We start from the raw sequence: 26,729 nt of genomic DNA, 5'->3' as shown, positions 1-26,729 counted from the left end.
TGCTGACATGAGTAACGACAATGGGTGTGAAAAACACCCACGCCGAAAGACCAAGGTTTCCTGCGCAACGTTAATCGACGCAGGGTTAGTCGGTCCCTAAGGCGAGGCTGAAAAGCGTAGTCGATGGAAAACAGGTTAATATTCCTGTACTTCTGGTTATTGCGATGGAGGGACGGAGAAGGCTAGGCCAGCTTGGCGTTGGTTGTCCAAGTTTAAGGTGGTAGGCTGAGATCTTAGGTAAATCCGGGATCTTAAGGCCGAGAGCTGATGACGAGTGTTCTTTTAGAACACGAAGTGGTTGATGCCATGCTTCCAAGAAAAGCTTCTAAGCTTCAGGTAACCAGGAACCGTACCCCAAACCGACACAGGTGGTTGGGTAGAGAATACCAAGGCGCTTGAGAGAACTCGGGTGAAGGAACTAGGCAAAATGGCACCGTAACTTCGGGAGAAGGTGCGCCGGTGAGGGTGAAGGACTTGCTCCGTAAGCCCATGCCGGTCGAAGATACCAGGCCGCTGCGACTGTTTATTAAAAACACAGCACTCTGCAAACACGAAAGTGGACGTATAGGGTGTGACGCCTGCCCGGTGCCGGAAGGTTAATTGATGGGGTTAGCTAACGCGAAGCTCTTGATCGAAGCCCCGGTAAACGGCGGCCGTAACTATAACGGTCCTAAGGTAGCGAAATTCCTTGTCGGGTAAGTTCCGACCTGCACGAATGGCGTAACGATGGCGGCGCTGTCTCCACCCGAGACTCAGTGAAATTGAAATCGCTGTGAAGATGCAGTGTATCCGCGGCTAGACGGAAAGACCCCGTGAACCTTTACTATAGCTTTGCACTGGACTTTGAATTTGCTTGTGTAGGATAGGTGGGAGGCTTTGAAGCGTGGACGCCAGTTCGCGTGGAGCCAACCTTGAAATACCACCCTGGCAACTTTGAGGTTCTAACTCAGGTCCGTTATCCGGATCGAGGACAGTGTATGGTGGGTAGTTTGACTGGGGCGGTCTCCTCCTAAAGAGTAACGGAGGAGTACGAAGGTGCGCTCAGACCGGTCGGAAATCGGTCGTAGAGTATAAAGGCAAAAGCGCGCTTGACTGCGAGACAGACACGTCGAGCAGGTACGAAAGTAGGTCTTAGTGATCCGGTGGTTCTGTATGGAAGGGCCATCGCTCAACGGATAAAAGGTACTCCGGGGATAACAGGCTGATACCGCCCAAGAGTTCATATCGACGGCGGTGTTTGGCACCTCGATGTCGGCTCATCACATCCTGGGGCTGAAGCCGGTCCCAAGGGTATGGCTGTTCGCCATTTAAAGTGGTACGCGAGCTGGGTTTAGAACGTCGTGAGACAGTTCGGTCCCTATCTGCCGTGGACGTTTGAGATTTGAGAGGGGCTGCTCCTAGTACGAGAGGACCGGAGTGGACGAACCTCTGGTGTTCCGGTTGTCACGCCAGTGGCATTGCCGGGTAGCTATGTTCGGAATAGATAACCGCTGAAAGCATCTAAGCGGGAAACTAGCCTCAAGATGAGATCTCACTGGGACCTTGAGTCCCCTGAAGGGCCGTCGAAGACTACGACGTTGATAGGTTGGGTGTGTAAGCGCTGTGAGGCGTTGAGCTAACCAATACTAATTGCCCGTGAGGCTTGACCATATAACACCCAAGCAATTTGACTACTCGAAAGAGCATCAGATTGCGGTGTGTGAAGACGAGACGAACCGAAAGTTCGAGAGCAACGCACAAACTATCGCATACCCATTCGCTGGAGCGTGAACCGAAAGGTAAACGACCTGGCTCCCGAATTTCTTGACGACCATAGAGCATTGGAACCACCTGATCCCATCCCGAACTCAGCAGTGAAACGATGCATCGCCGATGGTAGTGTGGGGTTTCCCCATGTGAGAGTAGGTCATCGTCAAGATTAAATTCCGAAACCCCTATCTGCGTATGCAGGTAGGGGTTTTGTTTTGTCTGGAATAAAAACACGATCCGGCGGTAGCACAAATTTGCACAGTTATTTTCGACTCATGACACTAGAATGGGTCCAACTTTTTCGGAGCCAGAGCTTTTATGCCAGACCCGGTTGACGCCCGCAGGCTGTCAGAATTACCGCTGGACGACTTGGTTGCGTGTCATGAGTGCGACTTGCTGATGCGAAAGCCCGAGCTCGCCCATGGTGAGAAAGCCCTTTGTCCGCGCTGCGGTTACGAGCTTTATGCCCATCGGCACAACGTTGTGCAACGCAGTCTCGCCTTGGTTATCACCGCTCTGTTGTTGTATGTCCCGGCAAACTTTTTACCCATTATGCAGCTCAATCTACTCGGGCAGTCGTCGCAGGATACGGTCTGGACCGGCGTTGTCGGCCTTTTCGATACCGGCATGCAAGGCGTCTCGGTGATTGTGTTTCTGTGCAGTATGGGAATCCCGTTGCTCAAGTTGCTTTGCCAGCTGGCCGTGCTCCTGAGTATTCGTTTTGATATCGGCCGTAGTTACGGTTTGCTGCTCTATCGTATTTATCACCACTTAAGAGATTGGGGGATGCTCGAGGTCTACCTCATGGGCGTACTGGTGGCGATCGTCAAACTGGCAGATATGGCAGCAATCACCATAGGTCTTGGCCTGGCATGCTTTATCAGTTTGTTGTTGGTCCAGGTCTGGTTGGAGGTTGTGATGTCGCCTCATCAGATCTGGCAGGCTCTATCAGGAGAGGATGCCCATGCGGGCGATTGATGCAGGCATTCTGATTTGCACCGAATGCCACGAATTAAACAAGCAGGAAGCCGACACCGACGAGCAAGTCTGCAATCGTTGTGGTGCGCTGGTCCATGCCCGTCGCCCAAACAGTGTGATGCGTACCTGGGCGCTGCTGGTCACTGCCGCGGTCCTCTACATTCCAGCCAACGTGCTACCGATCATGACCGTTAGCTCCTTGGGGCAGGGCGATCCCAGCACCATCATGTCCGGTGTGATCCAGCTGGTTCAGCACGGCATGATTCCAATCGCCGCCGTTGTTTTTATCGCCAGTATTCTGGTACCGACGTTCAAACTAGTGGGCATCGCCTTGCTGCTGTTTTCGGTGCAGCGCCGCCAGCCACTTTCGGCACGCCAACGCATTTGGATGTACCGCTTTATCGAGTTCATCGGCCGTTGGTCGATGCTCGATATCTTTGTAATCGCCATCCTGGTGGCGGTTGTGAATTTCGGACGGCTCGCCAGCGTCGAAGCCAATCTTGGCGCCATCGCTTTCGCCAGTGTGGTGATTCTGACGATGCTTGCCGCAGTAACTTTCGATCCCCGACTGATTTGGGATAACACGGAGTCGGACGACGACCATGACTGATTTGCCTACAGCGAAAACCCGACCGGCCTCGAACTGGTCCGCCATTTGGGTGTTACCCCTGATCGCCCTGATCATTGGCGGTTGGCTCGGCTGGCGTGCCTACAGCGAAACCGGCATCGAGATTCAGGTGCGTTTCGAAAGTGGTGAAGGCATTCAGGCCAACAAGACTGAAGTCGTTTACAAAGGCATGTCGGTCGGCAAGGTGAAAACCCTCACGCTCGACGACGAAGGCGCCTCCAAAGGGGTGATTGCCACCGTCGAGATGAACAAGGACGTGGAACAATACCTGCGTACCAGCACACGCTTTTGGCTCGTCAAGCCGAGTGTGACCCTGGCCGGTATCACGGGGCTGGAAACCCTGGTCTCCGGCAACTATGTCGCGATCAGTCCGGGCGAAGGGGAACCCACGCGCAAGTTCAAGGCGCTGGCCGAAGAGCCGCCGCTGACTGACGCCCAGCCCGGTCTGCACCTGACCATCAAGGCTGATCGCCTCGGCTCGCTGAACCGTGGCAGCCCGGTGTTCTACAAGCAGATCAGGGTTGGCCAGATCAAAAGCTACCTGTTGTCCGAAGACCAAAGTACCGTTGAGCTCAAGGTGTTCATCGAGCCCACCTACGCCAAGCTGGTGCGCAAACACACACGTTTCTGGAATGCCAGCGGCATCAGCATCGACGCTAACCTTTCCGGCGTGAAAGTGCGCAGCGAATCCCTGGCGAGCATCGTCGCCGGCGGTATCGCCTTCGCTACGCCGGAGAACCGCAAGGATAGCCCGCCCACTGATCCGAGCCTGCCATTTCGTCTCTACGAAGATTTCGATGCCGCCGCAGCCGGTATCCGGGTCAAGGTCAAACTCAGCGACTTCGAAGGCATGCAGGCTGGCCGTACGCCGGTGATGTACAAAGGCATTCAGGTCGGCACGCTCAAAGCGCTCAAGATCGATCCTGATCTGTCCAGTGCCACCGCGGAATTGACCCTTGATCCGCTGGCTGAGGATTACCTCGTTGATGGCACCCAGTTCTGGGTGGTCAAACCCTCGATCTCCCTCGCGGGCATTACTGGTCTCGAAGCGCTGGTCAAAGGTAACTACATTGCCGTGCGTCCAGGAGACAAGGGGGCCGCACCGCAGCGCGAATTTGTGGCGAGGCCGAAAGCGCCGCCGCTCGACTTGCGTGCACCGGGCCTGCACCTGGTGCTGTTCACCGAGAACCTCGGTTCACTGGAAGTCGGCAGCCCGATTCTCTACAAGCAGGTCAAGGTCGGTTCGGTCCAGAGCTATCAGTTCTCGCGCACCAAAAAGCAGTTGGTGATCGGCGTGCACATCGAGAAGGAATACGAAGGGCTCGTCAACGCATCGACCCGCTTCTGGAACGCCAGCGGTATTACGCTCACGGGCGGACTGACCGGTGGAATCCAGGTCAAAAGTGAGTCGCTGCAAAGCTTGATGGCCGGCGGTATCGCCTTCGAAACCCCGCAAGCCAAAGCGCCATTGCAAAAACGCATTCCACGTTTCCGTCTGTTCGCCAGTCATGACGAGGCCAACCAGAAAGGCACCGTGGTCACGATCAAGGTCGATCGCGCCGATGGCTTGCGCAGCGGCACTCCTGTGAGATTCAAAGGCCTGGATGTCGGCAAGATCGAAGACGTCGACCTCAGTGATGATCTGCAATCGGTGCTGCTCACCGCGCGGATCACCGAAGTGCCGGAGCGCATTGCCCGGGTAGGCAGTCAGTTCTGGGTGGTTAAACCCGAGTTGGGTCTGATCAAGACCTCGAACCTCGAAACCCTGGTGACTGGCCAGTACATCGAAGTGCAACCAGCAGCGAAGAACCTTGGCCCGCAGAAAAACTTCGTGGCCCTGGTCAATCCACCGGAAACCGCCAAACAGGAAGCCGGTTTAAGCTTAGTCCTGAGCGCCGCTCGGCGCGGTTCGTTGAAAACCGGTGTACCGGTGACGTATCGCGAGGTCACGGTGGGTAAGGTGACGGGTTATGAACTGGGCCAGACCGCTGACCGTGTTCTGGTGCACATTCTGATCGAACCGAAGTACGCGCCATTGGTGCGCAGCGGCACACGTTTCTGGAACACCAGCGGTTTTGGTTTCGACTACGGCTTGTTCAAAGGTGCGACGGTGCGCACCGAATCGCTGGAGACGCTGATTCAGGGGGGCATCGCTTTCGCCACCCCGGACGGTGATCGCATGGGCAGTCCCGCACGGCCTGAGCAGACGTTTCCGTTGTTCGACAAGTTTGAAGATGAATGGCTGACCTGGGCGCCGAAAATCGCAATCGGCAAGTAGTTTGTTGGTGTCTGGGATGACGCTTTCGCCGGCAAGCCGGTCTCGCTCCCACAAGGGATTGGCTGTGAACACAAAATGTGTGACCAGCGATAAACCAATGTGGGAGCGAGCCTGCTCGCGAAGAGGCCCTAAAGTTCACTAAAAATCCCCCGCCATAAAAAAGGCCGCGATCCATTTGGATCGCGGCCTTTTTATTGCCTTCGATTAACGCAAATCAGACCGCATCCAGCTCCGGCTCGTCCGCTTCAACGTTAACGGCAGCTTTCACCTCATCGTGACGACGGATGTACTTCCAGTCCGCCTCATCAATGTAGATCCCGTTCGGCCCGCTACCGCCTTCCAGGTCGATGGCGACACTGGCGCAGACCTGCGGTTTCACGCTCGCCAGAATCGGCACGAAGCCCAGTTGCAGACTGGTTTCCAGCAGCGCTGCCTGGTTCTTCTCGTCGATGTCCGCCGCCTCGTCGAGGTAGTACGGCAGACGTACGCGGCCGGCCTGGTCGCGGTCCATCAAGTGCAGCAACAAGTACATGTTGGTCAGCGCCTTGATGGTCATCGTGGTGCCGTTGGAGGCCGCGCCGTCGATGTCGGTATGAATCACCGGCTGACCGTTGACCTTGGTGATCTCGAACGCCAGTTCGAACAAGTCCTTGAGACCGAGTTGGTTGTGGTTCGCCGCCACCAGACGCGCCAGGTATTCCTTGGCTTCTTCGTTCTTGTTGTCCTGATCGGCGCTTTGGCTCAGGTCGAACACGGAAAGGGTTTCGCCTTCTTCGTACTGGCCGGCGCTGTGGATGATCTGGTCGATGTGCTTCAACGCTTCCTTGTTCGGCGCGAGGACGATACGGAAGCTCTGCAGGTTGGAGACCTGACGCTTGTTGATCTCGCGGTTGAACAGCGCCAGTTGGTGTTCGAGGCTGTCGTAGTCGCTGCGGATGTTGCGCAGGGTCCGGGCGATATCGGTCACCGCGGCACGGCGTGCCTTGCCGAGGGTCAGGGCTTCGTCGGTGCGGTGTGCATACGCGTTGATCAGCAGTTGCAGGCGACGCTCCATATCGTCTTCGCTGTCGAACTTGGCCACGCCCTTGAGGCGCACCTGAGCGTACAACGCGTCGATCTGACCGTCGCTGCGCAGCAAGCCCTGCCAGCTGTCCTGATAGTCGTTGAGCAGTGGCAGCAGGTTGTCCATGGAATCGTCGATCGGGTCCATGAACGGCGTGCCGAACGGCAGGTCTGCCGGCAACAGCTGACGCCGGCGCAGTGCGTCGTCGAGGGTGCGCTGCTTGGCTTCCATGTCGCCGATCTGCCGGCCGACCAGTTGAAGTTTGGCCGACAGTTGCTGGACGCGTTCGGTGAAAGCGTCGCTGGAGCGCTTCAACTCGTCCTGCGCGGCTTCCATCTGCGCCAGTTGTTCCAGCTTGTCGCCTTCTTCCGCGCTCAGGGTTTGCGCGCGACGGAAGTCTTCAAGGGCTTTCTGCGCGTCCAGCACTTGCTGGTACAGCGATTCGGTCTGGGTCTTGCTCGCGGCGCGGTCGGCGGCGACGGCTTGTTGGGTCTTGAGCTGCTTGAGTTCTTTGTCCAGGCGCTCTTTCTGATCGCGCAATGCAGCGCGGTCAGCCAAGGCTTGCAGCGCTGGGGGCTCGATGTGCGAGATGTCGATGGACAGCCCTGGCACTTCGAAGCGCTCGCCTTTGAAGCCGTCGAGGATCAGTTCCATGGATTTGACCCACTGACCGTCCTCATCCAGCGTAATGCCATGCTCGCCGAGCGGCAGGCTGAATAGCGCGCTGTTGAACAGGCGCATCAGGCGCTCGACATCCTGTTGCGAAAATTCTTCGCGCAGGCGGGCGTAGCTGTTGTTGTCGGCATGATCGAGTTGCTGTTTCACCGACTTCAGGCGTTTTTCCAGGTCCCGCAGACGTTCTTCCAGGTCTTCGGCAGAGAACTGCCGCGACTGCGCCAATGCGCCGGCCAGTTCATCGTGAGCGTCCTTGGCCGCGAGCAGTTGCTGTTCAAGTACCTTGACGTCATCGACCAGCGCAAAGCGATTCTTCAGCGCCGACAATTCACCGAGCCAGCGCTGGATGCCGCTGATTTCCCGCTCCAGGCGCATCAGTTCCTGAGTGCCGCCGCGCTGATCGTTCTGCAGCGCGTCCTGCTCGTTGCGGTAGTGCTCGGCCTGAATCGTCAGCTCTTCCTTGCGCGCACTGGCGTAGTCCGACCAGGTGCCGAGCAGTGAGTCGAGCAGCGGCGAGATCCGATGCAGCTTGCCGCGCAAGATATTGCGCTGGGTCACGCCTGACGCGAGGGCTTCAACCAACGGGCCAGCAGTGACCAGCGAGTTGTAGTCCTGCTCCATGCGTCGTACGTCGCGGAACGCTTCTTCGCACGCGGCGATGTAATCGACGCTGCCGGAACGCAGGCTGTGTTCGAAGGCATCGAGGAACAATTGCTTGAGCTTGGCCGCGGTGATTTCGCGCATGTGCAGCAGGTTGATGAACAGTGCGCGGAAGGTCTTCAGGCTCTGTTCGCTGGTGGAGCGCAGCGGGATCAGCGTCAGGTCCAGCGGAATCGAGGTGTGACCGCCGACCAGCAAACGACGCAGTTCATCTGGCTTGAGTTCGTAGGCTTTCAGGCCTTCACGCTCAAGGTTGGTGAACAGTTCTTTCTGGCGCAGGCAGGTATCGTTTTTCTGGTAATGAGCCAGATCCAGTTTGCCGGCGTAGGCAAAGAACTGATGGCCGAAACCACCGCCCGGGCCGCGCCCGACCACGCCGATCACGTGCGGACCGTGAGGCAGAGAAACCTCAACGAGGATGTAACTCGTGTCCGAGGCAAAGTAGAAACGCCGGGATTGTTCCAGGCTGTACTTGCCGAAACTCATGTCCGACATGCGCGCCAGAATCGGGAATTGCAGCGCGTTGATCGAGGCGGATTTGCCGAGGTTGTTCGCGCCGTAAACCGACAGCGGTTCTTCCAGCGGGAACAGGCCGAGGCTGTAACCGGCGGTGTTCAAAAGGGCAAAGCGGCGAATGCCGTAGCGTTCCTTGCTCATGCGTCGGTCTCCTGTTCTTCGGCAATGGCGCGGGCCATGGCGTCTTCTTCGCTTTCTTCTTCGAAGTCACTCAAGTCCAGCGGATCATCGGTTTGCAGCAATTTTTCGTCGCTATCGTCGTCGATCAATACTGGAACCGGCAGAGGCAACACGCTGTGCAGGCTGGCTGCCAGGTCACGGTCCTGCTGAACCGACAGGCAAACGTCGAGGAAACGGTGCATCGGCGGCAGGAAACGGTAGACGCCGTTTTCTTCGCCGGCAAAACCGAGCTGAGTCATGCGGCGCATGATTTTTTCTTCGAGTTCTTCGACGGTCTGCACTTCAGCCTGAATGAACAGGTCACGGTACTTTTCCAGCAACGACGGCAGTTCGTCGCGACCGAGGCTGCCACCGTCGAGCACGGCAACCGGGTCGCGGCCCTGATCGGCCAGATGCTCGACGAGGATGAAGGTGAACAGTGCCAGACGTTGCGCGGTCTTGTTCACCGCCGCAGCGGCCAGATCCGGCACGAAGTAGTAGAAACCACGGGTGTCGCAGACCAACTCATAGCCCAGCGCCCGGAACAGCGTGCGGTACTGGTCCTGGAAGTTCGACAGTTGTGCGTACAGCTCCGGGTCGCGGCGGCTGACGTGGTAGCCCTTGAACAGCTCGCGAAAGATCGGCGCCAGCTGGGACAGTTCGGATAGATCAAGATGCATATGGGGTGCTCGCAGAATCCTCGGCGGTGTCGCGGGCCGAGAGCAGGGCGAAGGAGCGCAGGCTGACCTGGTGCTCATGAGTGTGGTAATCGCGGCGTTCCAGACGCTCGCGTTTGAAGCGTTTTTCCCGCGAGAGGCGCGAGAACCAGTAGAGCAATTCGTCAGTGGCGCCGTCCGGTTCCTGCTCCAGCAACCAGGTCATCAGGTCCGGCATCGGCAGGGCGTCTTCGCAGCGCTCGAGCATTTCCCGAACGGTGCGTGGCGCGCGCGGTGCTTCGCCTTTCTGGGGCTTGTGGGCCTTGGGGAAGCGTGCCGGTTTCGGCTCGAAACGGGCCAGTGCGTAAACGTAGGCTTCGACCTGACTGGCGCTGCCGAGGAAGGTGCTTTGCGGCCGGGTGAACATCGGCATCGCCGCTTGCGGCACCGCATCGATGCCTTTGCGACGGATGGCCGACAAGGCCAGCGCCGCGCCACGGGTCACGGCGTTGTGACGACGGGCTTCTTCACGCAGCGGCAGTAGCAGTTCCCGGGCATGGCGCAGGGTCAGCTGGGCGCTGGTCTGCATTTCGAGGATGCGCGCGTGGGTGCGCAGCAGCATGTCGTCGTCGACCAGATGGCCGAGGCGCTGCTGTTCGGTGAGCATCTTCAGCAGGACGTTCTCGACCTTGCGCACGCCTTGCTCGAAGGCGCCGTCGGCGTTCACCAGCTGAATCATCGGCTCGACGTATTCGTCCCAGGTTGCCAGCACTTCGGCGTAACGCTGACGCAGCGGGATCTGTCGGTCGCTGGTCTTGGCCCGCTCGGCGACGGCCACCAGGGCCTGTTCGTCGTTGGCCAGTTTCTTGAGAACGTCGCGTACGCGCATGTCGAGCAGGCGCAATTGACGCGCAAGATCGTGGCCGTCGCGAATGTCGAAGGCGTCCTGGATGTAACCGGCCAGGCGTTCGAGATGGCGCAAATAGGCTTCGATCTCCAGGCACAGGCCCAGACGGTGCTCACGGCGCAGGTAAGCGAGGAAGTCGTGGATCTGCGCGTTGAGCTCGAAACGGTTCGGGCTTTTCGCCACGGGAACCAGAATGTCGAGGCGGATCCACACGTCCAGCAGGCTGGTGATGTCCTGCGGCGTACTGTCGAGTTGCTGGGCGGCCAACTGTGAACGCAGTTCGTTGAGGCTCAAGGTGCCTTGGTCGAAGTGCTCGCACAGTGGCTCCAGAAGTGCCCAGTGTTCAGCGAGGGCGCGCAAGACGCGCTTGGGTTCGATCATCGGAATGGCCGGCTGGTTGGCGATTAAAAGCCGCGATTGTACTGCATCGGGACCGATGCGATTCACTCTCGGGACGGACTGTTGGTTTTCTATCGATCAAGCGTGGGCGATCTTGAGCGAAGGGCGGTAGAATCAGCGCACTTTAGTTATCCACAAGTGGCCGACCTTTGCTTATCGAGTCCCGTCGTCGCGCTTATTTGACCGCCATGCAGGTGGTCAACTGGCTGCCGCGCACCGAATTGCCCTTTGCTGCGCCTTCGCGGCCCGAGCTGCTGGAGATGCCTGAGCCATTGGTCGTCGCACCGGTGGTGCTGGCACCAGTGGTCGATGTGCCCGTGGAACCTGTGGTCAAACCGGCCGAACGGGTGAAAATCGAGGTGCCGCGGCCATCGTTGGCCAGCACCCGTGACAACGCCAAGGTTGAAGAAGAGGAGGCACCGGTCGCGGTCAAGGCGCCAGTCGTGCCTCCCCCGCGATTCGCCCTGCAATTGTTGCGCGCCGGTCGCTGCCTGCTGCTGGTGGAGTTACCCACAGGCGAAACCTTCCAGACCCGTGATCCCGCGTATCTGCTGCTCAAGGACATGCTGCGCGCCGCCGGTCTACCGGACAGCCCGCAGATCATCGGCGAACCGGTGCGCTGGCCGCTGCTGGCCCGAGGCACGATGGACCAGGGACCGGAAGCGGCCCGTGACTTCGTGCAAGGCTTTCTGTCGGCCCGACTGGAGGACGCTCCATGCGCCTGCGTGTGGCTGATCGGACTGCCGGCGGTACGTTTCGCCGCTGAGGCAAATGCCGAATCCTTCAACCGTGAACTCCAGGTCGACGGCCTGGGTACGGTCTGGGCCCTGCCGGGTCTGGAATTATTAATGGAAGAGCCACAGCGTAAGGCTGATGTCTGGCAAGCCATGCGTCGGCTGATGGCGCGCTGGAAAGAATCAAATGAGTGACGCTGTATCGTTTCGCCCGATGACCGAGGCGGACCTGGACGCTGTGCTGAAAATCGAATACGCGGCGTACAGCCATCCGTGGACCCGCGGGATTTTTCTCGATGGGCTGGGCAAGTACCAGATCTGGCTGATGTTTGAAGGTTCGCAGCAGGTCGGGCACGGCGTGGTGCAGATCATTCTCGATGAAGCGCACCTGCTGAACATCACCGTCAAACCGGAAAATCAGGGGCGCGGCCTGGGTCTGACGCTGCTGGAGCACCTGATGGCGATTGCCTACAAGGCTGAGGCGCGGGAATGTTTTCTGGAAGTGCGCGACAGCAATCGGTCGGCGTTCCGGTTGTATGAGCGGTATGGGTTTAACGAGATTGGCCGGCGTCGGGATTATTATCCGGCCGTAGGTGGGCGCGAAGATGCCGTGGTCATGGCCTGCACCTTGGTTGACTGAACCTTAAAAGCTTCGCGGGCAAGCCTCGCTCCTACAGGATTTGTGGCGTTCACGCATTTTGTGAACGACGAAAATCCTGTAGGAGCGAGGCTTGCCCGCGAAGGCGTCCTCATTGACACCAACGATCACCGATTCCCATCCATCGGATCCCGCTTCGCCAATTCCTCCTCATCCAGACCATTACCCCCGCCGATGTCATCTTCATCGACAATGCTCAACTCCCAATCGGCCTGGCCACCTTCACCCGCCTCATGAGCATCCCGCGCACCGTCTTCACGGATCAGGGTTTCCGGGCTCATGTCATCATCGGTGGACTCATGGTCAGCGGTCGAGGCGCCAGTCATGCCAGCTTCACGCACACGCCCCCGCGGCATGAGTCGCTTGCGCTCGTTTTCCGTCAGTTCATCGCCGATTTTGGCGCTGGGTTCTTCCTCGTCGAAATCCAGCTCATGCATCGAACCCATGCGGTCTTCGTTGTCGTCGATGGGCTCGGGTTGCACCGCATCGTACGGACGTCGTGAATCAGTCATGGCTATACCTCATACTGTGGGCCTTACTAGGTGGACCCACTGGGCTCCTCAGAATTCCACCGGCATGGAGTGCAGGTAATATGCATCAGCGGCAATCTGCATCGCGCGCGTGACTCCGACGGACGGTTGTCTGTCAAAGCAGCGCATCATTCTCGAGGCTTCATTGCATGAACGACTTACAAGATCTGATTGATAACAACGAGCGCTGGGCTGACGCAATCACCAAAGAAGATCCTGACTTCTTCGCCAAACTGGCCCGTCAGCAAACGCCGGAATTCCTCTGGATCGGCTGCTCCGACGCACGCGTACCGGCGAACGAGATTGTTGGCATGCTGCCCGGCGACCTGTTCGTCCACCGCAACGTGGCCAACGTGGTGCTGCACACCGACCTCAATTGCCTGTCGGTAATTCAGTACGCAGTCGACGTGCTCAAGGTCAAACACATCCTCGTCACCGGCCACTATGGCTGCGGTGGCGTGCGCGCCTCGATGCAGGATCGTCAGTTGGGCCTGATCGACGGCTGGTTGCGCTCGATTCGCGATCTTTATTATGAAAAGCGCGAAGAACTCGCCAAATTGCCGACCGAAGAAGAGCGGGTCGACCGCCTCTGCGAACTCAACGTGATCCAGCAAGTGGCCAACGTCGGGCACACCAGCATTGTGCAAAACGCCTGGCACCGCGGGCAGAAACTGTCGATTCACGGCTGCATCTATGGCATCAAGGACGGTCGGTGGAAGAGTCTGAATGCCACCATCAGCGGTTTCGAGCAGTTGCCGGCGCAGTACCGTTTGCGTCCGGTCGAAACGTTGTAAAAGCTGTCAGCCCGGACTTCGTCGACGCCAGTGTTGTAAAAACAGCTGGCCGTTGGCATTGGGCAGTTCGTCGTAGCCGCAGATCCAGCCACGGCAGCAGGGACACCCGCAGTGGCAGGCGAACTGCCGCTGCAACCTGTCTTCCGTTGCGGCGAGATCAACCATCAGTCGATCGCCCTTTTTGATGTCTTTCAGCGCCCATAACCACAGCTCGCTCATGTCGAGAAAGACATTGGGGTCGCAGGCGTGGTTGAGCAGGCCGCAGAAACGCGGATCGTAGACATGGATGCCCGGCGCCAGTTGTCGGGTATGTCGACAGCGATAGGGCAGCAGATGACCGGAAACCCGGCACATCCGGCTCAGGCGGGGGAATTCGCGCAAGGCTGCGACAGCGATTGCCTCCCCTTGAGCGTTGTTGATGGTTTTAAAGTCATCCGTGGACGGAAATCCAAGGCGAAGGGGTAGCTCTGGAAATGGGTAGACGCCGCTGGATGGCGGTGGGATTCCTTGATCAGCGGGGGCTCTCATAACAATCCTTGTCGACGGGGCGCTGCGACCTCCGTCAGCTAACATCCTGTCAGCCCTGCAGCACATGGGTACGCCTCAAGACTCTCGCAAAAGAAACAACCGGTCTACTGTCACAACTGACAGAGGAAAAACGCGCGTTCCCACGACAGCCAAGGCTCACGCAGGAACGCTGTTCAGCATTTTACAAATGCGGAGCAGGTATCGCGGTCGCAGGCGCCGGGACCTTGAGCTGTTTGAGTTGAGACTTGATCGGTGTTGTCGCGCACTTGGCGGCGGCTTGCCCGGGCGTCAGGTTGCGGATCGAGGTGTAGAACAGCTCGCAGGTTTTATCTGCCTGGGCCACCTGCCAGGTTTGGGTGCAACTTTTCAGTTCAATGTCTGCATTGCTGTCCGGGTCGCGGCCCATGGCGGCCTGCCAGCACGCGGCACTCAAGTCCTGGCCCATGACTTTCAGACCCGCCGCGTCGGCCTGGGCCTGGGGATCTTTACCGGTATAGCTGTCCGGGTCGGCGGCGTACCAGATGTAACTCGGGTGGTTGGAACCCAACACCGGCACTTTCACCCCGTCCTTCGGACTGATGCTGACCAGGCCCAGCACGTTCACGGTCGGTCCGTATTGCTGTTTGATCCAGTTGCGCACTGGCGCACCGAAAGCGACCATCGGCAGCGCGGTACCGCTGGCGTTCTGGCTGACTTCCTTGACCATGGTGGTCTGGTAGTCCTTGAAGTAGTCGTAGACACCTTCCAGATCCTTGCCGGCGCTGGATGGCGCGGCGATCGGCGCGATGTCGATGATGGTCTGGAAAGCCGGCGTCTGATCAGCAGGGATCCCGTTGACCGTCAGCAGCGTGGCCCAACGATCGGTTGTCTTGGACTCCAGGTAGTCCTGCGCCTGGGTCAGCGAGTAGTCCGGCGGGAAGTGCAGCAACTCGACGCTTCTACGGTTCTCCAGCGCCATGCCCAGCGGCAGGAACAGGTACCAGTTGTAAGCCCATTTGCCGTCGGCATTCAGCTTGCTGGCGCCGGTGTACGCCAGATCGCCCGCATCGAGCAGCGCCGCCAACGGCTCTTCATAGCCTCTGGGCACCCCGGTGATGGCGGCATAGAGCTGATCGTTATCGGTTTTGACCTGCACCTTCGCATCGATGTAACCATCGCGCTGCACGCTTTGAGTCAGGTAATGCTCGACGGTTTGCTCCAGCGTCCAGTTGCGAAAGCAGATCACGTTGCAGTTGTTGGGGTAGGCGAACAGCCGCGTGACGCGCTCGGTGCTGCCCAGCTTCAGATCGGCATCGGCATGGGCGGCGGCACTCAGGGTGAGGGCGGCGAGGGTGAGTCCTGCGAGTTTGAACATGCTCAGATCCTTTTCAGCGTGTGGGCCCCCGAAGCGGAGGCGGGTACAGTGGGATGTGACAGGTCGGCTTACAAGTGGCGCAGTGTTTACCTCACTCAAGCACTGCTAGACTGGCGCAATACTGCACTGGGTAAAGGTGAAAAATGAAGCCCTCCACCGCTCTTGATCTGCAACGAGCAGCCGTTCGCGAGGTTGTCGGCCGCTTTCGTACAGCCAACCCGCGAGTGTTTGGTTCGGCACTGCTCGGAACGGATAAAGAGGGGAGTGACCTTGATTTGCTGGTAGACGCACTGCCAGGTGCCACGCTTTTTGATCTTGGCGGCCTTCAGGTCGAACTTGAGGATTTGTTGGGGGTGAGTGTCGATCTGCTGACGCCTGGCGATCTTCCAGTGAAGTTTCGCCAGCAGGTGCTTGAGCAGGCTCGTCCCGTATGACCGATAACCGTCTCGGCGATTACCTTGACCATATGCGTCAGGCTGCAGGGGATGCGCTGATCTTTGTCGAAGGTTTGAGTAAAGAAGAGTTCTTCGACGACAAACGAACCCAGCAAGCCGTCATCATGAGCCTCATCATTATTGGAGAGGCCGCGACCAAAATCATGGATCGCTACACCGAATACACCACGCAGAACACTCAGGTGCCATGGCGCAGCATGCGAGGTATGCGCAATCGCATTGCTCACGGCTACTTCGATATCAATCTGGAAGTGGTATGGGATACGGTTCAGGCCGCCTTGCCTGAACTTCTGCAGGTGTTACCCACCGATCAAGGCTGATTGCACCTGCCTTACAGCAGGTGCAATCAACTCCGTTTACGGCATGACCGGCGCCGTATACGTCAGCGTAGTCCCCAACGCCCACAACAGAAACAGCACCAGCGGCGTGTGCACCAGCAGTTGCACGAACGAAAACCCGATCAAGTCCCGCGCCTTCAACCCCAGCACGCCCAGCAATGGCAGCATGTAGAACGGGTTGATCAGGTTCGGCAGGGCTTCGGCGGCGTTGTAGATCTGCACGGCCCAGCCCAGGTGGTAGTTCAGGTCGGTGGCCACTTGCATCACGTACGGCGCTTCAATGATCCATTTGCCGCCGCCCGACGGAATGAAGAACCCGAGGATCGCCGAGTACACGCCCATCAGCAGCGCGTAGGTGTCGTGGGACGCGATCTGTACGAAAAAGGTCGAGATGTGGTGAGCCAGGGTTTGCGCGTCAGTGCCTTTGACCGTGGTCATCAGCGCGGCGATCGAACCGTACAACGGGAACTGGATCAGTACGCCGGTGGTGGTCGGCACCGCTCGGGACACTGCATCGAGGAAACTGCGCGGGCGCCAGTGCAGCAGGGCGCCGAGCATGATGAACAGGAAGTTGTAGGTGTTCAGCCCGGAAATCGCACTGATCGCCGGTTTGGTCGAGAACTCGTGGAACAGCCATCCGGCCGCCAGCAGCACTAGCAGAATCGTCAGCAGCGGGCTGTGTTCCAGCCATTCGCCGGGACGAGTGCGCGGTTGCAGCGGCGGCAGGTTGAAGCTCGGGTCGATGCCGCAGGCTTTGGCATCACGGGCCGAGTTCGGGCCGGGTGCGGTGGCGTAGGCAATGATCAGCGAGATCACGATCAGCGCCAGCAACATCACGCCGGACTGCCAGAGAAAGATCGTTTGTGTGAAAGGAATCACCCCGGTGATCGACAGAATCGACGGCGGCAGGCTGGCCGGGTTCGCCTGCAATTGCGCGGCGGACGACGACAGGCCCAAGGCCCATACGGCGCCAAGGCCCAAATACGCAGCGGCGCCGGCCGCGCGGTAGTCCATTTTCAGATCGACGCGGCGGGCGAGGGCGCGTACCAGCAAGCCGCCAAACACCAGCGACAGGCCCCAGTTCAGCAGCGACGCGACCATGGAAATCAGCGCCACCCACGCTACGGCGGAACGACCGTTCTTCGGGATTCGCGCCAGGCGGTCGATCAGCTTTACGGCGGGGGGCGAACTGGCGACCACATAGCCGCCGATCACCACGAAAGCCATTTGCATGGTGAACGGGATCAGGCTCCAGAACCCGTCACCGAACGCCATGGCCGCGTCGGCGGGTTTGGCGCCCATGAACAGGGTGGCGACTGCGACGATAATCACCGCCAGCGCGGCGAACACCCAGGAATCGGGAAACCAGCGTTCGGCAAAACTGGAACAGCGCAGGGCAAAGCGGGCAGAGCGGGTATCTTCGATATCAGCAGCCACGGGAGTACCTCGATTTTTATGTTTGTTGTGGTCTTCAAGGCCGCAGAGACCTGAAGCCGTTGTTACTGTAGGAGCGAGCTTGCTCGCGATGAACGCAAGAGCGCCGCGTTTAGCCAGTAAACACGCGTAATCGTTATCGACCATCGCGAGCAAGCTCGCTCCTACAATTTTTGATTGGCATTGGCTCCAAAGGCCCGTCTGGACAGGTGCCAACAGTAAATCAATCGGTCATGTTTTGTGACGAAGTTTTACCAGACTGAGACTTTGGTCTAACGGGTTGTCCGCTGGCGCGTTTGCGTAGACGATGGGCGCCTTGGTTTTTTGCCTACGCCAGAGTTCTTTTGATGACTGCCCATAACGATTCGCGCCCGGCACCGTTCAGCCGCTCGGACTACAAGACCCTAGGCCTTGCGGCCCTCGGTGGTGCGCTGGAAATCTACGATTTCATCATTTTCGTGTTTTTCGCCCTGACCCTCAGCCAGCTGTTCTTTCCGCCGGAAATGCCCGAATGGCTGCGCCTGCTGCAAAGCTTCGGGATTTTCGTGACCGGTTATTTGGCGCGGCCGTTGGGCGGGATCCTGATGGCGCATTTCGCCGACCGGCTGGGGCGCAAGAAAGTCTTCAGCCTGAGCATTTTGATGATGGCGCTGCCGTGCCTGCTGATCGGCATCATGCCGACCTACGCCCAGATCGGCTATTTCGCGCCGCTGCTGCTGTTGGTCCTGCGGATTCTGCAAGGCGCGGCGGTGGGCGGTGAAGTGCCGAGTGCCTGGGTCTTCGTCGCCGAGCACGCACCGGTCGCGCACCGTGGTTACGCACTCGGTTTCCTGCAAGCGGGACTGACCTTTGGCTACTTGATCGGCGCCCTGACGGCGACCTTTCTGGCGCAGGCGTTCACTCCGGCGGAAATCCTCGATTACGCGTGGCGTTACCCGTTCCTGCTGGGTGGCGTATTTGGCGTGATCGGCGTCTGGCTACGCCGCTGGCTCAGCGAAACCCCGGTGTTCATGGCGATGCAGGCCAAGCGTGATGCCGCCGTCGAACTGCCATTGCGCACGGTCTTGCGTGAGCATCGCCTGGCCATTTTGCCGGCGATGATTCTCACCTGCGTGCTGACATCGGCGGTGGTGGTGTTCGTGGTCATTACCCCGACCATGATGCAGAAAACTTTCGGCATGACCGCCAGCCACACCTTCGCCCTGAGTGCGTTGGGCATCGTGTTCCTGAACATCGGCTGCGTGCTCGCCGGGTTGCTGGTCGACCGCATCGGCGCCTGGCGCACGGTGATGTTGTATAGCCTGCTGCTGCCGCTGGGCATTGGCGTGCTCTATACCAGCCTGATTAGCGGCGGCAGCTGGATCGGTCTGGCGTACGCGATTGCCGGCCTCGGTTGCGGGGTGGTCGGTGCGGTGCCTTCGGTCATGGTCAGCCTGTTCCCGGCGCGGATTCGCGTTTCGGGGATTTCCTTCACGTACAACATTGCCTACGCCGCGTGGGCGAGTATCACACCGCTGTTGCTGATCGGCCTGATGCCGTGGAGTCCGTGGATTTGCGTGATTTTCTGCGCGGTGATGGGGGCGGTGGGTGTGAGCAGCGCTTTGTATTTCGGTGCGCGCATGCCCAGAACAGGCAGTTGCGCGGCGGCTGGCGCCCTCTGATTGAAGGTGGCGCGGCGCACATGACAACTATTTTTGTAGGACAACCCTGAAACACTCTTCAGAAAAAATTCCCAAGGCCGATGGCTAGGCTGTATGCCGCTTTCTATCTCAGCCCATCGGTGCTTTCCCATGTTCAACAAACGCTTGAAGCAAGAGTTGTCGGCTCTTCGCGAAGAACTCTCTAGCCTTCAGCAAGTGAAGGAAAGTCTGGAAAGCGAGATGCTGGTCCTGACCCTGGATCCCGACGGGCGGATTCAATCGGCCAATCAGAATTTTCTCAGTGAGATGCACTACAAAAGCCACGACCTGATCGATCGTCCGATCGAAGACATCGTGCCGCCCCACGTGAAGTCCGATGAATTCCACCACCGTTTCAAGGCTGCGCTGACCCGTGGCGAACACTTTACCGGTGCGGTGCGCCTGTTGCGTGGCGATGGCCAGGAAGCCTGGTTGCGCTCGATCGTGCAGCCGGTGCGTTCCTCGGACGGGCGGATCAAGCATTTTTCGATTTTTTCCAGCGACCTGACCCGCACCATCGAGGCTTCCCGTGAACACGAGAACCTGATCGGTGCGCTGGTGCGCTCGACGGCGGTGATCGAATTCGACCTCGCGGGCAACGTGCTCACAGCCAATGACCGATTCCTCAACGGCATGGGTTACAGCCTGGCGCAAATCAAGGGCAAACATCACCGCACCTTCTGCGAAGCGCAGGTGCACAACAGCGCCGAGTATCAGGACTTCTGGCGTCGTCTGAATGCCGGTGAATTCGTGGGGGGGCGCTTCAAGCGTGTCGACAGCCACGGGCGTACGGTCTGGCTGGAAGCGTCCTACAACCCCGTGGTCGACGCCAACAATAAGCTCTACAAAGTGGTGAAGTTCGCCACGCTGATTACCGATCAGGTCAATCAGGAGCAGGCTGTCGCCGAAGCGGCCAACATTGCCTATGGCACCTCGCAACAAACCGATCAAAGCGCCCAGCGCGGCACAGCCGTGGTGACTCAGGCGGTGAACGTGATGCGCGATCTGGCCAAACACATGCAAACCGCCGGCGACGGCATCGAAGCGCTGAATGAGCAATCGCTGGTGATCGGCACCATCGTCAAAACCATCAGTGGCATTGCCGAACAGACCAACCTGCTGGCGCTCAACGCGGCGATCGAAGCGGCCCGTGCCGGGGAGCAGGGTCGCGGTTTTGCCGTGGTGGCGGACGAGGTCCGGCAACTGGCTTCGCGCACCAGTCAGGCCACCGATGAAATTGTGTTGGTGGTGCGTCAGAACCAGGACATGGCGCGTAACGCCGTATCCCTGATGACCGACGGCAAACTCCAGGCTGAGCAAGGCCTGGCGCTGGCGGCAGAGGCGGGCACGGTGATTGTCGAGATTCAGGACGGCGCGCAGAAAGTGGTGAATGCGGTCGGGCAGTTCGCCAATCAGCTATCGAGTTGATACCTGCCAACCGGGCGGAAATCGCTACAATCGGCTCTTTTCCCAGGAGCAGATGTCCATGAGCGCTTCCCACCGCCGCCCGGTTCCCTTGTCCAAGGCTTATCGCCTGCTCAATCATGGGCCGACCGTACTGGTCAGCGCGGCCCATGACGGGCAGCGCAACATCATGGCGGCGGCCTGGGCCATGCCCCTGGATTTCGAGCCGCCGAAAATTGCCGTGGTGCTGGACAAGTCCACCTGGACCCGGCAACTGCTGGAAGCGTCGGGCACGTTTGTGCTGAATGTACCCTGCGCCGCCCAGGCCGATATCGTGCAAACCGTTGGTTCGACGTCCGGGCTGGAGCTGACTCAGGGCCAGGGCCGGGACAAATTCCAGACCTATGATTTGCAGACTTTCAGCGGCGAGCTGATCGATGCGCCGATGCTCGAAGGTTGCGTGGCCTGGCTGGAATGCCGACTGCTGCCGGAGCCCGGTAACCACCAACAGTACGATCTGTTCCTGGCCGAAGTGATCGCCGCTCAGGCGGACGAGCGTGTGTTCAGCGACGGTCGCTGGCACTTCGAGGGGCACGATGCGTTGCGCACCTTGCATCACGTGGCAGGCGGGCATTTCCTGACAATCGGTGATCCGGTGGACGGCAAGACCTTACAGCCGTAAGACTTCACACCCAAACGTCATTCTCAGCCGTGCGCTCGCCGCCATTGCTGCCGGTGTTCAACACGCCCCGGGGTTCGATGAGCAGGAGCTTCACCTCCTGCCCGGCGAACGGTTTGTGCTCGACCCCCTTGGGCACTACATACATTTCGCCGGCGTTCACCAGCACGTGGCCATCGCGAAAATCGATGCGCAACTGGCCTTCGAGAACGATGAAGGCTTCGTCGGTATCAAGGTGGTCATGCCAGATGAAATCCCCCAGCAGCTTCACCACCTTGAACTGGTAGTCGTTCATTTCGGCGATGATCCGCGGTGTCCAGTGCGCGTCGATCCGGGAGATTTTTTCGGCGAAATTCAGGCTTTCGTAGGCTTTCATGGAGCAGCTCTCGTGGTTGATCGTGAAACCACGATAGCCAGCGCAGCAGCGTGCTTCTTGTACGATTGTGCGTGGCTCAGCGGCGGTGCATTTTCATCCAGCGCGCTGGGGACAAACCGTAGGTTTTGCTGAACTGGCGGGTCATGTGGCTCTGATCGGTGAAGCCGGCGATCAGCGCGGCGCTGACCAGCGACTGGCCCTGAATCAGCAACGAACGAACCAGGTCGAGACGGCGCATGGTCAAGTAACGGTAAGGGCTGGTGCCGAACAACAGGCGAAAATCCCGCGACAGGCTCCAGCGATCCCGGCCGCTGTGGTGCGCCAGTTCTTCCAGCGTCACGGTGCGATCCAGTGCGCTGTGCATGTATTCCCGCGCGCGCTCCGCAGCCCTGTAGTCGAAGCTTGAAGGCCTGGCAGTGACTCCGCCAGCGCAGTTCAAGGCTTGCGCCAGATCGAACAGCGCGTCCTGCTCTTCCAGTGGTTCGAGGGGGCAGTCGAGGCTGCGCAACAGGACTTCGGTGGCGGCGAACAGGCGTGGATCGGTCGACAAGCCGTTCTTGATGAAGGGCAGCGGCTGACCGCCGAGCATCTGCTGAATCAGTGCCGGTTCGATGTACATCATCCGGTACTGGAAGCCGGTCTCGGTCCCGGCTTCGCCATCGTGGATTTCGTCCGGGTGCAGCACCATCGTCCCGCCGGGCAGGCTGTGGCGCCAGCCGCCGCGGTACTGAAAACGCTGCACGCCGGCGAGGGTGTGTCCGATGGCGTAGGTGTCGTGGCGGTGCAGATCGTAGCCATGGCCGGCAAAGAACGCCTCGAACCGCTGTAGCCCGCCAATATCGGGCGCGCGGTGAAACCAGTCATTGCGCGGTGGGTGCCTGGTCATGGTGAACGTTGCCTGGAGCTCGATACAGATCACGTTAACCCAGTGACCGGTCGTCTGTCTTCTGGCCGATGGAAGGCCGCGCGCGAGTAGAAAATCGAAGGCAAATGTTGCACTGTGTGGCACATCCTCTGAAGCCAAGAAGGCGACCCACATCATGGAAATTTCCCACCTGAGCTACGCCGCACCGTTGTTGTCGCTGGCGCTGTTGTGGACGGTTGCGGTGGTGACGCCGGGGCCGAACTTCTTCAACATCGCGCAACTGGCCGCCAGTCAATCCAAGCGCCACGGCGTGGTGGCGGCACTGGGCGTGGCCACTGGCACTGTGCTGTGGGGGCTGGCAGGCGGGCTGGGCATCAAGTCGCTGTTCAGCGCGGCGCCGACGCTTTACCTGAGCTTCAAGATTGCCGGTGGCTGTTACCTGATCTATCTGGGCTTGAAGCAGTTCAGGCGTAAATCGCCCGTTGTTGCGGGCAAGTCCGGCTCGATTGACGGAGCAGGGCGCACGTTACTGTCGGTGTATGGCCAGGGTTTTCTGGGCAACATGACCAACCCCAAATCCGCCTTGTTCGTCGCAACCATCTTTGCGACGGCCATGCCCGCGACCATACCGCCGATGTTGCTGGCGCTGGCCGTGCTGACCATGGCGACCTTGTCCTTCAGTTGGTACAGCGGCGTTGCGCTGCTGTTTTCGAGTCGCCGGATGGCGGGCGCTTACGAGCGATCGCGTAAATGGCTGGATCGCTTTGCCGGCAGTTGCTACTTACTGTTCGGTGCGCATCTGGTGGCCAATCGTTGAGGAATTCTGAATGAGCAAACTGCGGGTAGGCATTATTTTTGGCGGCCGTTCGGCTGAGCACGAAGTGTCGCTGCAATCGGCGAAAAACATCGTCGACGCGCTGGACCGGTCGCGCTTTGAACCGGTACTGATCGGCATCGATAAACAGGGCCATTGGCACCTCAACGATCCGTCGAACTTCCTGCTCAACCAGGAAAACCCGGCGCTGATCGCCCTCAACCAATCCAACCGCGAACTCGCCGTGGTGCCGGGCAAGGCCAGTCAGCAACTGGTGGAAACCTCGAGTCAGGAACTGCTGGGCCACGTCGACGTGATCTTCCCGATCGTCCACGGCACCCTGGGTGAAGACGGCTGCCTGCAAGGGTTGCTGCGCATGGCCGATCTGCCGTTTGTCGGCTCCGATGTGCTCGGGTCGGCGGTGTGCATGGACAAGGACATCAGCAAACGCCTGCTGCGTGATGCCGGGTTGGCGGTCACGCCGTTCGTGACCCTGACCCGCGCCACGGCGGCGCGCACCGGGTTCGCCGAGGTCCAGGGTAAGCTCGGCCTGCCGCTGTTCGTCAAACCGGCGAACCAGGGCTCTTCGGTGGGCGTGAGCAAGGTCAACGACGAAGCCGAGTACACGGCTGCAGTCGAACTGGCTTTGGGTTTCGATGAGAAAGTGCTGGTCGAATCCGCCGTCAGCGGCCGCGAGATCGAATGCGCGGTGCTCGGCAACGAAGACGCCGTCGCCAGCGGCTGTGGCGAAATCGTCGTACGCAGTGGGTTCTATTCCTACGACAGCAAGTACATCGACGCACAGGCCGCTGAAGTGGTGGTTCCGGCTCACATCAGCAGCGAAGCCAGCGAGCGCATTCGTGCCCTGGCCGTCGAGGCGTTTCAGGTGCTGGGCTGTTCCGGGCTGGCGCGGGTCGATGTGTTCCTGACCGACAGCGGTGAAGTGCTGATCAACGAGATCAACTCGCTGCCCGGTTTCACCCGCATCAGCATGTACCCCAAACTGTGGCAGGCCACCGGCATGACCTACAGCGAACTGGTCAGCCGTCTGATCGAGCTGGCGCTGGAAAAGCACAAGGCGCGGCAGGCACTGAAGATTTCTCGCTAGGCTGCGCGCGACTATTCAATCAAGGATTTTGGGATGAGCGATTCAACGGTGTATCTGTTTTCCTACGGCACCTTGCAGGACAAAGCCGTGCAACTGGCCAACTTCGGGCGTGAGCTGATCGGCAGTGCCGACGCGATGTTGGGTTACGAGCAGGCGTGGGTGGAAATTACCGATCCCGAGGTGCTGGCCACCAGCGGCAAGACGCACCATCCGATCCTCCGTCCGGGCAACGAGAACAGCGCGCCGATTCCGGGGATGGTGTTTCAGATCACGGCCGAGGAGTTGGCTGCTGCCGACAGTTATGAAGTCTCGGATTACAAGCGCGTCAGCGTGGTGCTGGAGTCCGGGATTGAAGCGTGGGTGTATGTGAGCGTGTAGTTGCTCAATGCGTCTGCGGTGATCAAAAAAAAGGGCCTACCACCCGGTAAGCCCTTTCCTTGCTGCGTACGACTCAATCCCCCAACGCTTCCCCCTCGCGCCGCGGGTCCGCCCCACCCGCCAGTGAAGCGTTCCCCTGAGCATCCTTGACCCGGACAATTGCCTGAGTGCCGCTGGTCATGTCGATCTCGGTCACGCTGTGCCCCTTGTCCTTCAGCGCCTGAATCGTCTCCGCACTGAACTGCCCCTGTTCCAGCTCGGTCGGGCCGTTGCGGCTACCGAAATTGGGGAGGTTGATGGCGGTTTGCGGGTCGAGGTTCCAGTCGAGCAGGCCGACGGTGGATTTGGCGACGTATTCAATGATCTGCGAGCCGCCGGGGGAGCCGAGGGTGGCGAGGAATTCACCGCTCTGGCGGTCGAAGATCAGGGTGGGCGCCATGGATGAGCGCGGGCGTTTGCCGGGTTCGACGCGGTTGGCGACTTTCTGTCCGTTTTCTTCGGGGATGAACGAGAAGTCGGTCATCTGGTTGTTGAGCAGAAAACCATGAACCATCAGGTGCGAGCCGAATGCGGATTCGACTGTGGTGGTCATCGACACCGCACCGCCCAAGTCATCGACCGCCACCACTTGCGAGGTGGAAATGCGCAGCGGCGAACGGTCCGGCGCATAGGCGACCTGAATGCCCGGCGGCGTGCCGGGTTTGGCCGTGCCCATGCTGCGATCGCCGATCAGGGCGGCGCGGCTGGCCAGATAAGTCGGGTCCACCAGACCTTTGACCGGGACGGGTACGAAGTCGCTGTCGGCGACGTACTGTGCACGGTCGGCGTAAGCGAGGCGTTCGGCTTCGGAGATCAGGTGCACGGCTTCAGGGGCCGGTTCGATGCCTGCGGGGAGGGTGCTCTTGACCGGTTTCAAGGGGGCCAGGGCGAAACGCGGGTCGCGGGTTTCCAGCGCCTGCAAGGTGCCGAGGATCTGCGCTACGGCGATTCCGCCCGACGACGGCGGCGGCATGCCGCAGACCTGCCAGCGCTTGTAATCGGTGCACAGCGGCGCGCGTTCCTTGGCGTAATAGCCATTGAGATCGTTCAGCGACAGGCTGCCGGGGTTGGCGTGGCCCTGAACCTTGGCAACGATTTCCTGCGCGATGGGGCCTTTGTACAACGCATCAGGACCTTCCTTGGCGATGCGTTTGAACGCGGCGGCCAGCGCCGGGTTTTTCAGTGGGGTGCCGACGGCTTTCGGGCTACCATCGGCGTTCCGGAAATACGCCATCATGTCTGGCGAGCGCTGCATGGACGAATCCGACGCGATCAACTGATGCAGGCGTGGCGAGATGGGGAAACCTTGCTCCGCGAGTCTGATCGCCGGCTCGAACAGCTGCGCCCATGGCAGGCGCCCGTGTTTCTGATGGGCCAGTTCCAGCGCCCGCAACACACCGGGCGTGCCTACGGAACGGCCGCCAATCTGCGCCTGAGTGAACGGCATCGGTTTGCCGTCGGCTTGCAGGAACAGCTTCTCGGTGGCGCCGGCCGGCGCGGTTTCACGACCGTCGTAGGTGCGCACGGTTTTGCCGTCCCAGAGTACGATCAACGCACCACCGCCGATACCTGAGGATTGCGGCTCGACCAGCGTCAGCACCGCTTGCATTGCAATAGCGGCGTCAATCGCCGAACCGCCCTGACGCAGCATCTCCCGGCCGGCGTCTGCCGCGAGCGGATTCGCTGCTGCGGCCATATGCTTGGAGGCGTGCCGGGTCTGCAGGTCGGTGCGATAGCCCGAGGTGGTTTCCGGTGCGAGCGGCAATGTCGACGCGGGCGGAGCGTTGCACGCTGCAAGGGTCAACGCGCTGGCAATCAGCGAAAGGGCTGACAGGCGATAGCGATTCCAGTGAAAGGCTGTGAACACGCGCGGCACTCCGTCCGTGGGAAAGGT

At 59.6% G+C, this 26,729-nt stretch carries 24 protein-coding genes, 2 rRNA genes and 1 pseudogene (1 of these 27 running past the window's edge); 17 read left to right on the top strand and 10 right to left on the bottom strand.

Annotated features, from left to right (window positions below; all coding sequences use genetic code 11):
• The 5 genes from ACA066_RS24440 to ACA066_RS24420 all read left to right on the top strand — a co-directional run.
• Nucleotides 1-1,650, top strand: a 23S ribosomal RNA gene (locus ACA066_RS24440); it begins 1,242 nt to the left of the window's first position.
• A gap of 152 nt (nucleotides 1,651-1,802) precedes the next feature.
• A 5S ribosomal RNA gene (rrf, locus tag ACA066_RS24435) occupies nucleotides 1,803-1,918 on the top strand.
• Between the two features lie 149 nt (nucleotides 1,919-2,067).
• On the top strand, nucleotides 2,068-2,727 hold the full coding sequence (locus ACA066_RS24430; protein WP_497696958.1) for a paraquat-inducible protein A: 660 nt from the start codon (nucleotides 2,068-2,070) through the stop codon (nucleotides 2,725-2,727).
• Nucleotides 2,714-3,337 (top strand): paraquat-inducible protein A, encoded by a 624-nt coding sequence (locus ACA066_RS24425; protein WP_462019585.1) that lies wholly within the window; start codon nucleotides 2,714-2,716, stop codon nucleotides 3,335-3,337. Before ACA066_RS24430 ends, ACA066_RS24425 begins: the two co-directional genes overlap by 14 nt.
• Nucleotides 3,330-5,633, top strand: coding sequence for a PqiB family protein (locus tag ACA066_RS24420; protein WP_497696957.1), 2,304 nt, complete (start codon nucleotides 3,330-3,332; stop codon nucleotides 5,631-5,633). The genes ACA066_RS24425 and ACA066_RS24420 overlap by 8 nt, the downstream gene beginning before the upstream one ends.
• A gap of 214 nt (nucleotides 5,634-5,847) precedes the next feature.
• Here the strand turns inward: ACA066_RS24420 and mksF are convergent, their stop codons facing one another.
• Genes mksF through mksB form a run of 3 tightly spaced genes read right to left on the bottom strand, consistent with a single transcriptional unit; the run spans nucleotide 5,848 to nucleotide 10,650 of the window.
• The gene (mksF, locus tag ACA066_RS24415; RefSeq protein WP_497696956.1) at nucleotides 5,848-8,688 is read right to left on the bottom strand and encodes an Mks condensin complex protein MksF; all 2,841 of its coding nucleotides are present in this window, start codon (nucleotides 8,686-8,688) and stop codon (nucleotides 5,848-5,850) included.
• Nucleotides 8,685-9,386 carry an Mks condensin complex protein MksE gene (mksE, locus tag ACA066_RS24410; RefSeq protein ID WP_219094310.1) on the bottom strand — a complete coding sequence of 234 codons (702 nt, stop codon included), beginning with the start codon at nucleotides 9,384-9,386 and terminating at the stop codon, nucleotides 8,685-8,687. Before mksE ends, mksF begins: the two co-directional genes overlap by 4 nt.
• Entirely contained in the window at nucleotides 9,376-10,650 is a 1,275-nt protein-coding gene (mksB, locus tag ACA066_RS24405; RefSeq protein WP_497696955.1) for an Mks condensin complex protein MksB, read from the bottom strand. Before mksB ends, mksE begins: the two co-directional genes overlap by 11 nt.
• A gap of 206 nt (nucleotides 10,651-10,856) precedes the next feature.
• Here mksB and ACA066_RS24400 point away from each other — a divergent pair, with 206 nt between their 5' ends.
• Together ACA066_RS24400 and rimI are read left to right on the top strand one after the other, a co-directional pair.
• Nucleotides 10,857-11,597: an energy transducer TonB gene (locus ACA066_RS24400; protein WP_497699953.1), complete on the top strand. Its 741-nt coding sequence runs from the start codon at nucleotides 10,857-10,859 to the stop codon at nucleotides 11,595-11,597.
• On the top strand, nucleotides 11,590-12,042 hold the full coding sequence (gene rimI / locus ACA066_RS24395; RefSeq protein WP_497696954.1) for a ribosomal protein S18-alanine N-acetyltransferase: 453 nt from the start codon (nucleotides 11,590-11,592) through the stop codon (nucleotides 12,040-12,042). Before ACA066_RS24400 ends, rimI begins: the two co-directional genes overlap by 8 nt.
• A 125-nt stretch (nucleotides 12,043-12,167) precedes the next feature.
• Here the strand turns inward: rimI and ACA066_RS24390 are convergent, their stop codons facing one another.
• The gene (locus tag ACA066_RS24390) at nucleotides 12,168-12,572 is read right to left on the bottom strand and encodes a serine kinase/phosphatase (RefSeq protein ID WP_497696953.1); all 405 of its coding nucleotides are present in this window, start codon (nucleotides 12,570-12,572) and stop codon (nucleotides 12,168-12,170) included.
• 167 nt (nucleotides 12,573-12,739) lie between these two features.
• Between ACA066_RS24390 and can the strand changes: the two genes are divergently transcribed.
• The gene (can, locus tag ACA066_RS24385; RefSeq protein WP_461953238.1) at nucleotides 12,740-13,384 is read left to right on the top strand and encodes a carbonate dehydratase; all 645 of its coding nucleotides are present in this window, start codon (nucleotides 12,740-12,742) and stop codon (nucleotides 13,382-13,384) included.
• A gap of 6 nt (nucleotides 13,385-13,390) precedes the next feature.
• On the opposite strand, the gene ACA066_RS24380 is transcribed toward can, so the two are convergent.
• Together ACA066_RS24380 and ACA066_RS24375 are read right to left on the bottom strand one after the other, a co-directional pair.
• On the bottom strand, nucleotides 13,391-13,912 hold the full coding sequence (locus tag ACA066_RS24380) for an SET domain-containing protein (RefSeq protein ID WP_497696952.1): 522 nt from the start codon (nucleotides 13,910-13,912) through the stop codon (nucleotides 13,391-13,393).
• Nucleotides 13,913-14,093: 181 nt separating this feature from the next.
• Nucleotides 14,094-15,266 (bottom strand): hypothetical protein, encoded by a 1,173-nt coding sequence (locus ACA066_RS24375; RefSeq protein WP_497696951.1) that lies wholly within the window; start codon nucleotides 15,264-15,266, stop codon nucleotides 14,094-14,096.
• A 143-nt stretch (nucleotides 15,267-15,409) separates the two neighbouring features.
• On the opposite strand from ACA066_RS24375, the gene ACA066_RS24370 reads away from it, so the two are divergent.
• Both ACA066_RS24370 and ACA066_RS24365 read left to right on the top strand, forming a co-directional pair.
• Nucleotides 15,410-15,700: a nucleotidyltransferase family protein gene (locus ACA066_RS24370; protein WP_497696950.1), complete on the top strand. Its 291-nt coding sequence runs from the start codon at nucleotides 15,410-15,412 to the stop codon at nucleotides 15,698-15,700.
• Complete coding sequence (locus ACA066_RS24365; RefSeq protein WP_497696949.1) at nucleotides 15,697-16,041, top strand: HepT-like ribonuclease domain-containing protein; 345 nt, start codon at nucleotides 15,697-15,699, stop codon at nucleotides 16,039-16,041. Before ACA066_RS24370 ends, ACA066_RS24365 begins: the two co-directional genes overlap by 4 nt.
• Before the next feature lie 36 nt (nucleotides 16,042-16,077).
• On the opposite strand, the gene ACA066_RS24360 is transcribed toward ACA066_RS24365, so the two are convergent.
• The gene (locus ACA066_RS24360) at nucleotides 16,078-17,496 is read right to left on the bottom strand and encodes a short-chain fatty acid transporter (protein WP_497696948.1); all 1,419 of its coding nucleotides are present in this window, start codon (nucleotides 17,494-17,496) and stop codon (nucleotides 16,078-16,080) included.
• A gap of 344 nt (nucleotides 17,497-17,840) precedes the next feature.
• Here ACA066_RS24360 and ACA066_RS24355 point away from each other — a divergent pair, with 344 nt between their 5' ends.
• The 4 genes and pseudogenes from ACA066_RS24355 to ACA066_RS24340 all read left to right on the top strand — a co-directional run bounded on the left by ACA066_RS24355 (nucleotide 17,841) and on the right by ACA066_RS24340 (nucleotide 21,258).
• Complete coding sequence (locus ACA066_RS24355) at nucleotides 17,841-19,154, top strand: MFS transporter (protein WP_497696947.1); 1,314 nt, start codon at nucleotides 17,841-17,843, stop codon at nucleotides 19,152-19,154.
• Nucleotides 19,155-19,247: 93 nt separating this feature from the next.
• A pseudogene (locus tag ACA066_RS24350) lies at nucleotides 19,248-20,012 on the top strand (PAS domain-containing protein); the annotation flags it as partial.
• On the top strand, nucleotides 19,992-20,600 hold the full coding sequence (locus ACA066_RS24345) for a methyl-accepting chemotaxis protein (RefSeq protein ID WP_497699952.1): 609 nt from the start codon (nucleotides 19,992-19,994) through the stop codon (nucleotides 20,598-20,600). The pseudogene ACA066_RS24350 and the gene ACA066_RS24345, both read left to right, overlap by 21 nt.
• A 58-nt stretch (nucleotides 20,601-20,658) precedes the next feature.
• Nucleotides 20,659-21,258 (top strand): flavin reductase family protein, encoded by a 600-nt coding sequence (locus tag ACA066_RS24340; protein ID WP_150654027.1) that lies wholly within the window; start codon nucleotides 20,659-20,661, stop codon nucleotides 21,256-21,258.
• A gap of 4 nt (nucleotides 21,259-21,262) precedes the next feature.
• Here ACA066_RS24340 and ACA066_RS24335 read toward each other — a convergent pair whose 3' ends face one another.
• Both ACA066_RS24335 and ACA066_RS24330 read right to left on the bottom strand, forming a co-directional pair.
• Nucleotides 21,263-21,631 carry a cupin domain-containing protein gene (locus ACA066_RS24335; protein ID WP_497696946.1) on the bottom strand — a complete coding sequence of 123 codons (369 nt, stop codon included), beginning with the start codon at nucleotides 21,629-21,631 and terminating at the stop codon, nucleotides 21,263-21,265.
• A 76-nt stretch (nucleotides 21,632-21,707) separates the two neighbouring features.
• Nucleotides 21,708-22,517, bottom strand: coding sequence for an AraC family transcriptional regulator (locus ACA066_RS24330; protein ID WP_497696945.1), 810 nt, complete (start codon nucleotides 22,515-22,517; stop codon nucleotides 21,708-21,710).
• A gap of 154 nt (nucleotides 22,518-22,671) precedes the next feature.
• Here ACA066_RS24330 and ACA066_RS24325 point away from each other — a divergent pair, with 154 nt between their 5' ends.
• Genes ACA066_RS24325 through ACA066_RS24315 form a run of 3 tightly spaced genes read left to right on the top strand, consistent with a single transcriptional unit; the run spans nucleotide 22,672 to nucleotide 24,796 of the window.
• A complete protein-coding gene (locus tag ACA066_RS24325) occupies nucleotides 22,672-23,313 on the top strand; it encodes a LysE family translocator (RefSeq protein WP_497696944.1) in 642 nt (213 codons plus the stop codon).
• 10 nt (nucleotides 23,314-23,323) lie between these two features.
• The gene (ddlA, locus tag ACA066_RS24320) at nucleotides 23,324-24,418 is read left to right on the top strand and encodes a D-alanine--D-alanine ligase (protein ID WP_497696943.1); all 1,095 of its coding nucleotides are present in this window, start codon (nucleotides 23,324-23,326) and stop codon (nucleotides 24,416-24,418) included.
• Nucleotides 24,419-24,451: 33 nt separating this feature from the next.
• Nucleotides 24,452-24,796 carry a gamma-glutamylcyclotransferase family protein gene (locus ACA066_RS24315; protein WP_497696942.1) on the top strand — a complete coding sequence of 115 codons (345 nt, stop codon included), beginning with the start codon at nucleotides 24,452-24,454 and terminating at the stop codon, nucleotides 24,794-24,796.
• A 73-nt stretch (nucleotides 24,797-24,869) separates the two neighbouring features.
• Here ACA066_RS24315 and ggt read toward each other — a convergent pair whose 3' ends face one another.
• Nucleotides 24,870-26,702: a gamma-glutamyltransferase gene (gene ggt, locus ACA066_RS24310; protein WP_497696941.1), complete on the bottom strand. Its 1,833-nt coding sequence runs from the start codon at nucleotides 26,700-26,702 to the stop codon at nucleotides 24,870-24,872.
• Nucleotides 26,703-26,729: the final 27 nt, after the last annotated feature.

Source organism: Pseudomonas sp. LBUM1651 (assembly GCF_059716135.1).
This window is presented reverse-complemented; position numbering and strand designations above follow the sequence as displayed.

What these genes read in the sequence shown, in the direction of transcription:
- mksF (WP_497696956.1), bottom strand. Translation starts at nt 8,688, where the DNA reads ATGAGCAAGGAACGCTACGGCATTCGCCGCTTTGCCCTTTTGAACACC.
- ddlA (WP_497696943.1), top strand. Translation starts at nt 23,324, where the DNA reads ATGAGCAAACTGCGGGTAGGCATTATTTTTGGCGGCCGTTCGGCTGAG.
- ACA066_RS24335 (WP_497696946.1), bottom strand. Translation starts at nt 21,631, where the DNA reads ATGAAAGCCTACGAAAGCCTGAATTTCGCCGAAAAAATCTCCCGGATC.
- ACA066_RS24315 (WP_497696942.1), top strand. Translation starts at nt 24,452, where the DNA reads ATGAGCGATTCAACGGTGTATCTGTTTTCCTACGGCACCTTGCAGGAC.
- ACA066_RS24340 (WP_150654027.1), top strand. Translation starts at nt 20,659, where the DNA reads ATGAGCGCTTCCCACCGCCGCCCGGTTCCCTTGTCCAAGGCTTATCGC.
- mksE (WP_219094310.1), bottom strand. Translation starts at nt 9,386, where the DNA reads ATGCATCTTGATCTATCCGAACTGTCCCAGCTGGCGCCGATCTTTCGC.
- ACA066_RS24430 (WP_497696958.1), top strand. Translation starts at nt 2,068, where the DNA reads ATGCCAGACCCGGTTGACGCCCGCAGGCTGTCAGAATTACCGCTGGAC.
- ACA066_RS24400 (WP_497699953.1), top strand. Translation starts at nt 10,857, where the DNA reads ATGCAGGTGGTCAACTGGCTGCCGCGCACCGAATTGCCCTTTGCTGCG.
- ACA066_RS24325 (WP_497696944.1), top strand. Translation starts at nt 22,672, where the DNA reads ATGGAAATTTCCCACCTGAGCTACGCCGCACCGTTGTTGTCGCTGGCG.
- ACA066_RS24425 (WP_462019585.1), top strand. Translation starts at nt 2,714, where the DNA reads ATGCGGGCGATTGATGCAGGCATTCTGATTTGCACCGAATGCCACGAA.
- ACA066_RS24330 (WP_497696945.1), bottom strand. Translation starts at nt 22,517, where the DNA reads ATGACCAGGCACCCACCGCGCAATGACTGGTTTCACCGCGCGCCCGAT.
- rimI (WP_497696954.1), top strand. Translation starts at nt 11,590, where the DNA reads ATGAGTGACGCTGTATCGTTTCGCCCGATGACCGAGGCGGACCTGGAC.
- ACA066_RS24380 (WP_497696952.1), bottom strand. Translation starts at nt 13,912, where the DNA reads ATGAGAGCCCCCGCTGATCAAGGAATCCCACCGCCATCCAGCGGCGTC.
- mksB (WP_497696955.1), bottom strand. Translation starts at nt 10,650, where the DNA reads ATGATCGAACCCAAGCGCGTCTTGCGCGCCCTCGCTGAACACTGGGCA.
- ACA066_RS24370 (WP_497696950.1), top strand. Translation starts at nt 15,410, where the DNA reads ATGAAGCCCTCCACCGCTCTTGATCTGCAACGAGCAGCCGTTCGCGAG.
- ACA066_RS24375 (WP_497696951.1), bottom strand. Translation starts at nt 15,266, where the DNA reads ATGTTCAAACTCGCAGGACTCACCCTCGCCGCCCTCACCCTGAGTGCC.
- ACA066_RS24420 (WP_497696957.1), top strand. Translation starts at nt 3,330, where the DNA reads ATGACTGATTTGCCTACAGCGAAAACCCGACCGGCCTCGAACTGGTCC.
- ACA066_RS24355 (WP_497696947.1), top strand. Translation starts at nt 17,841, where the DNA reads ATGACTGCCCATAACGATTCGCGCCCGGCACCGTTCAGCCGCTCGGAC.
- can (WP_461953238.1), top strand. Translation starts at nt 12,740, where the DNA reads ATGAACGACTTACAAGATCTGATTGATAACAACGAGCGCTGGGCTGAC.
- ACA066_RS24390 (WP_497696953.1), bottom strand. Translation starts at nt 12,572, where the DNA reads ATGACTGATTCACGACGTCCGTACGATGCGGTGCAACCCGAGCCCATC.
- ACA066_RS24365 (WP_497696949.1), top strand. Translation starts at nt 15,697, where the DNA reads ATGACCGATAACCGTCTCGGCGATTACCTTGACCATATGCGTCAGGCT.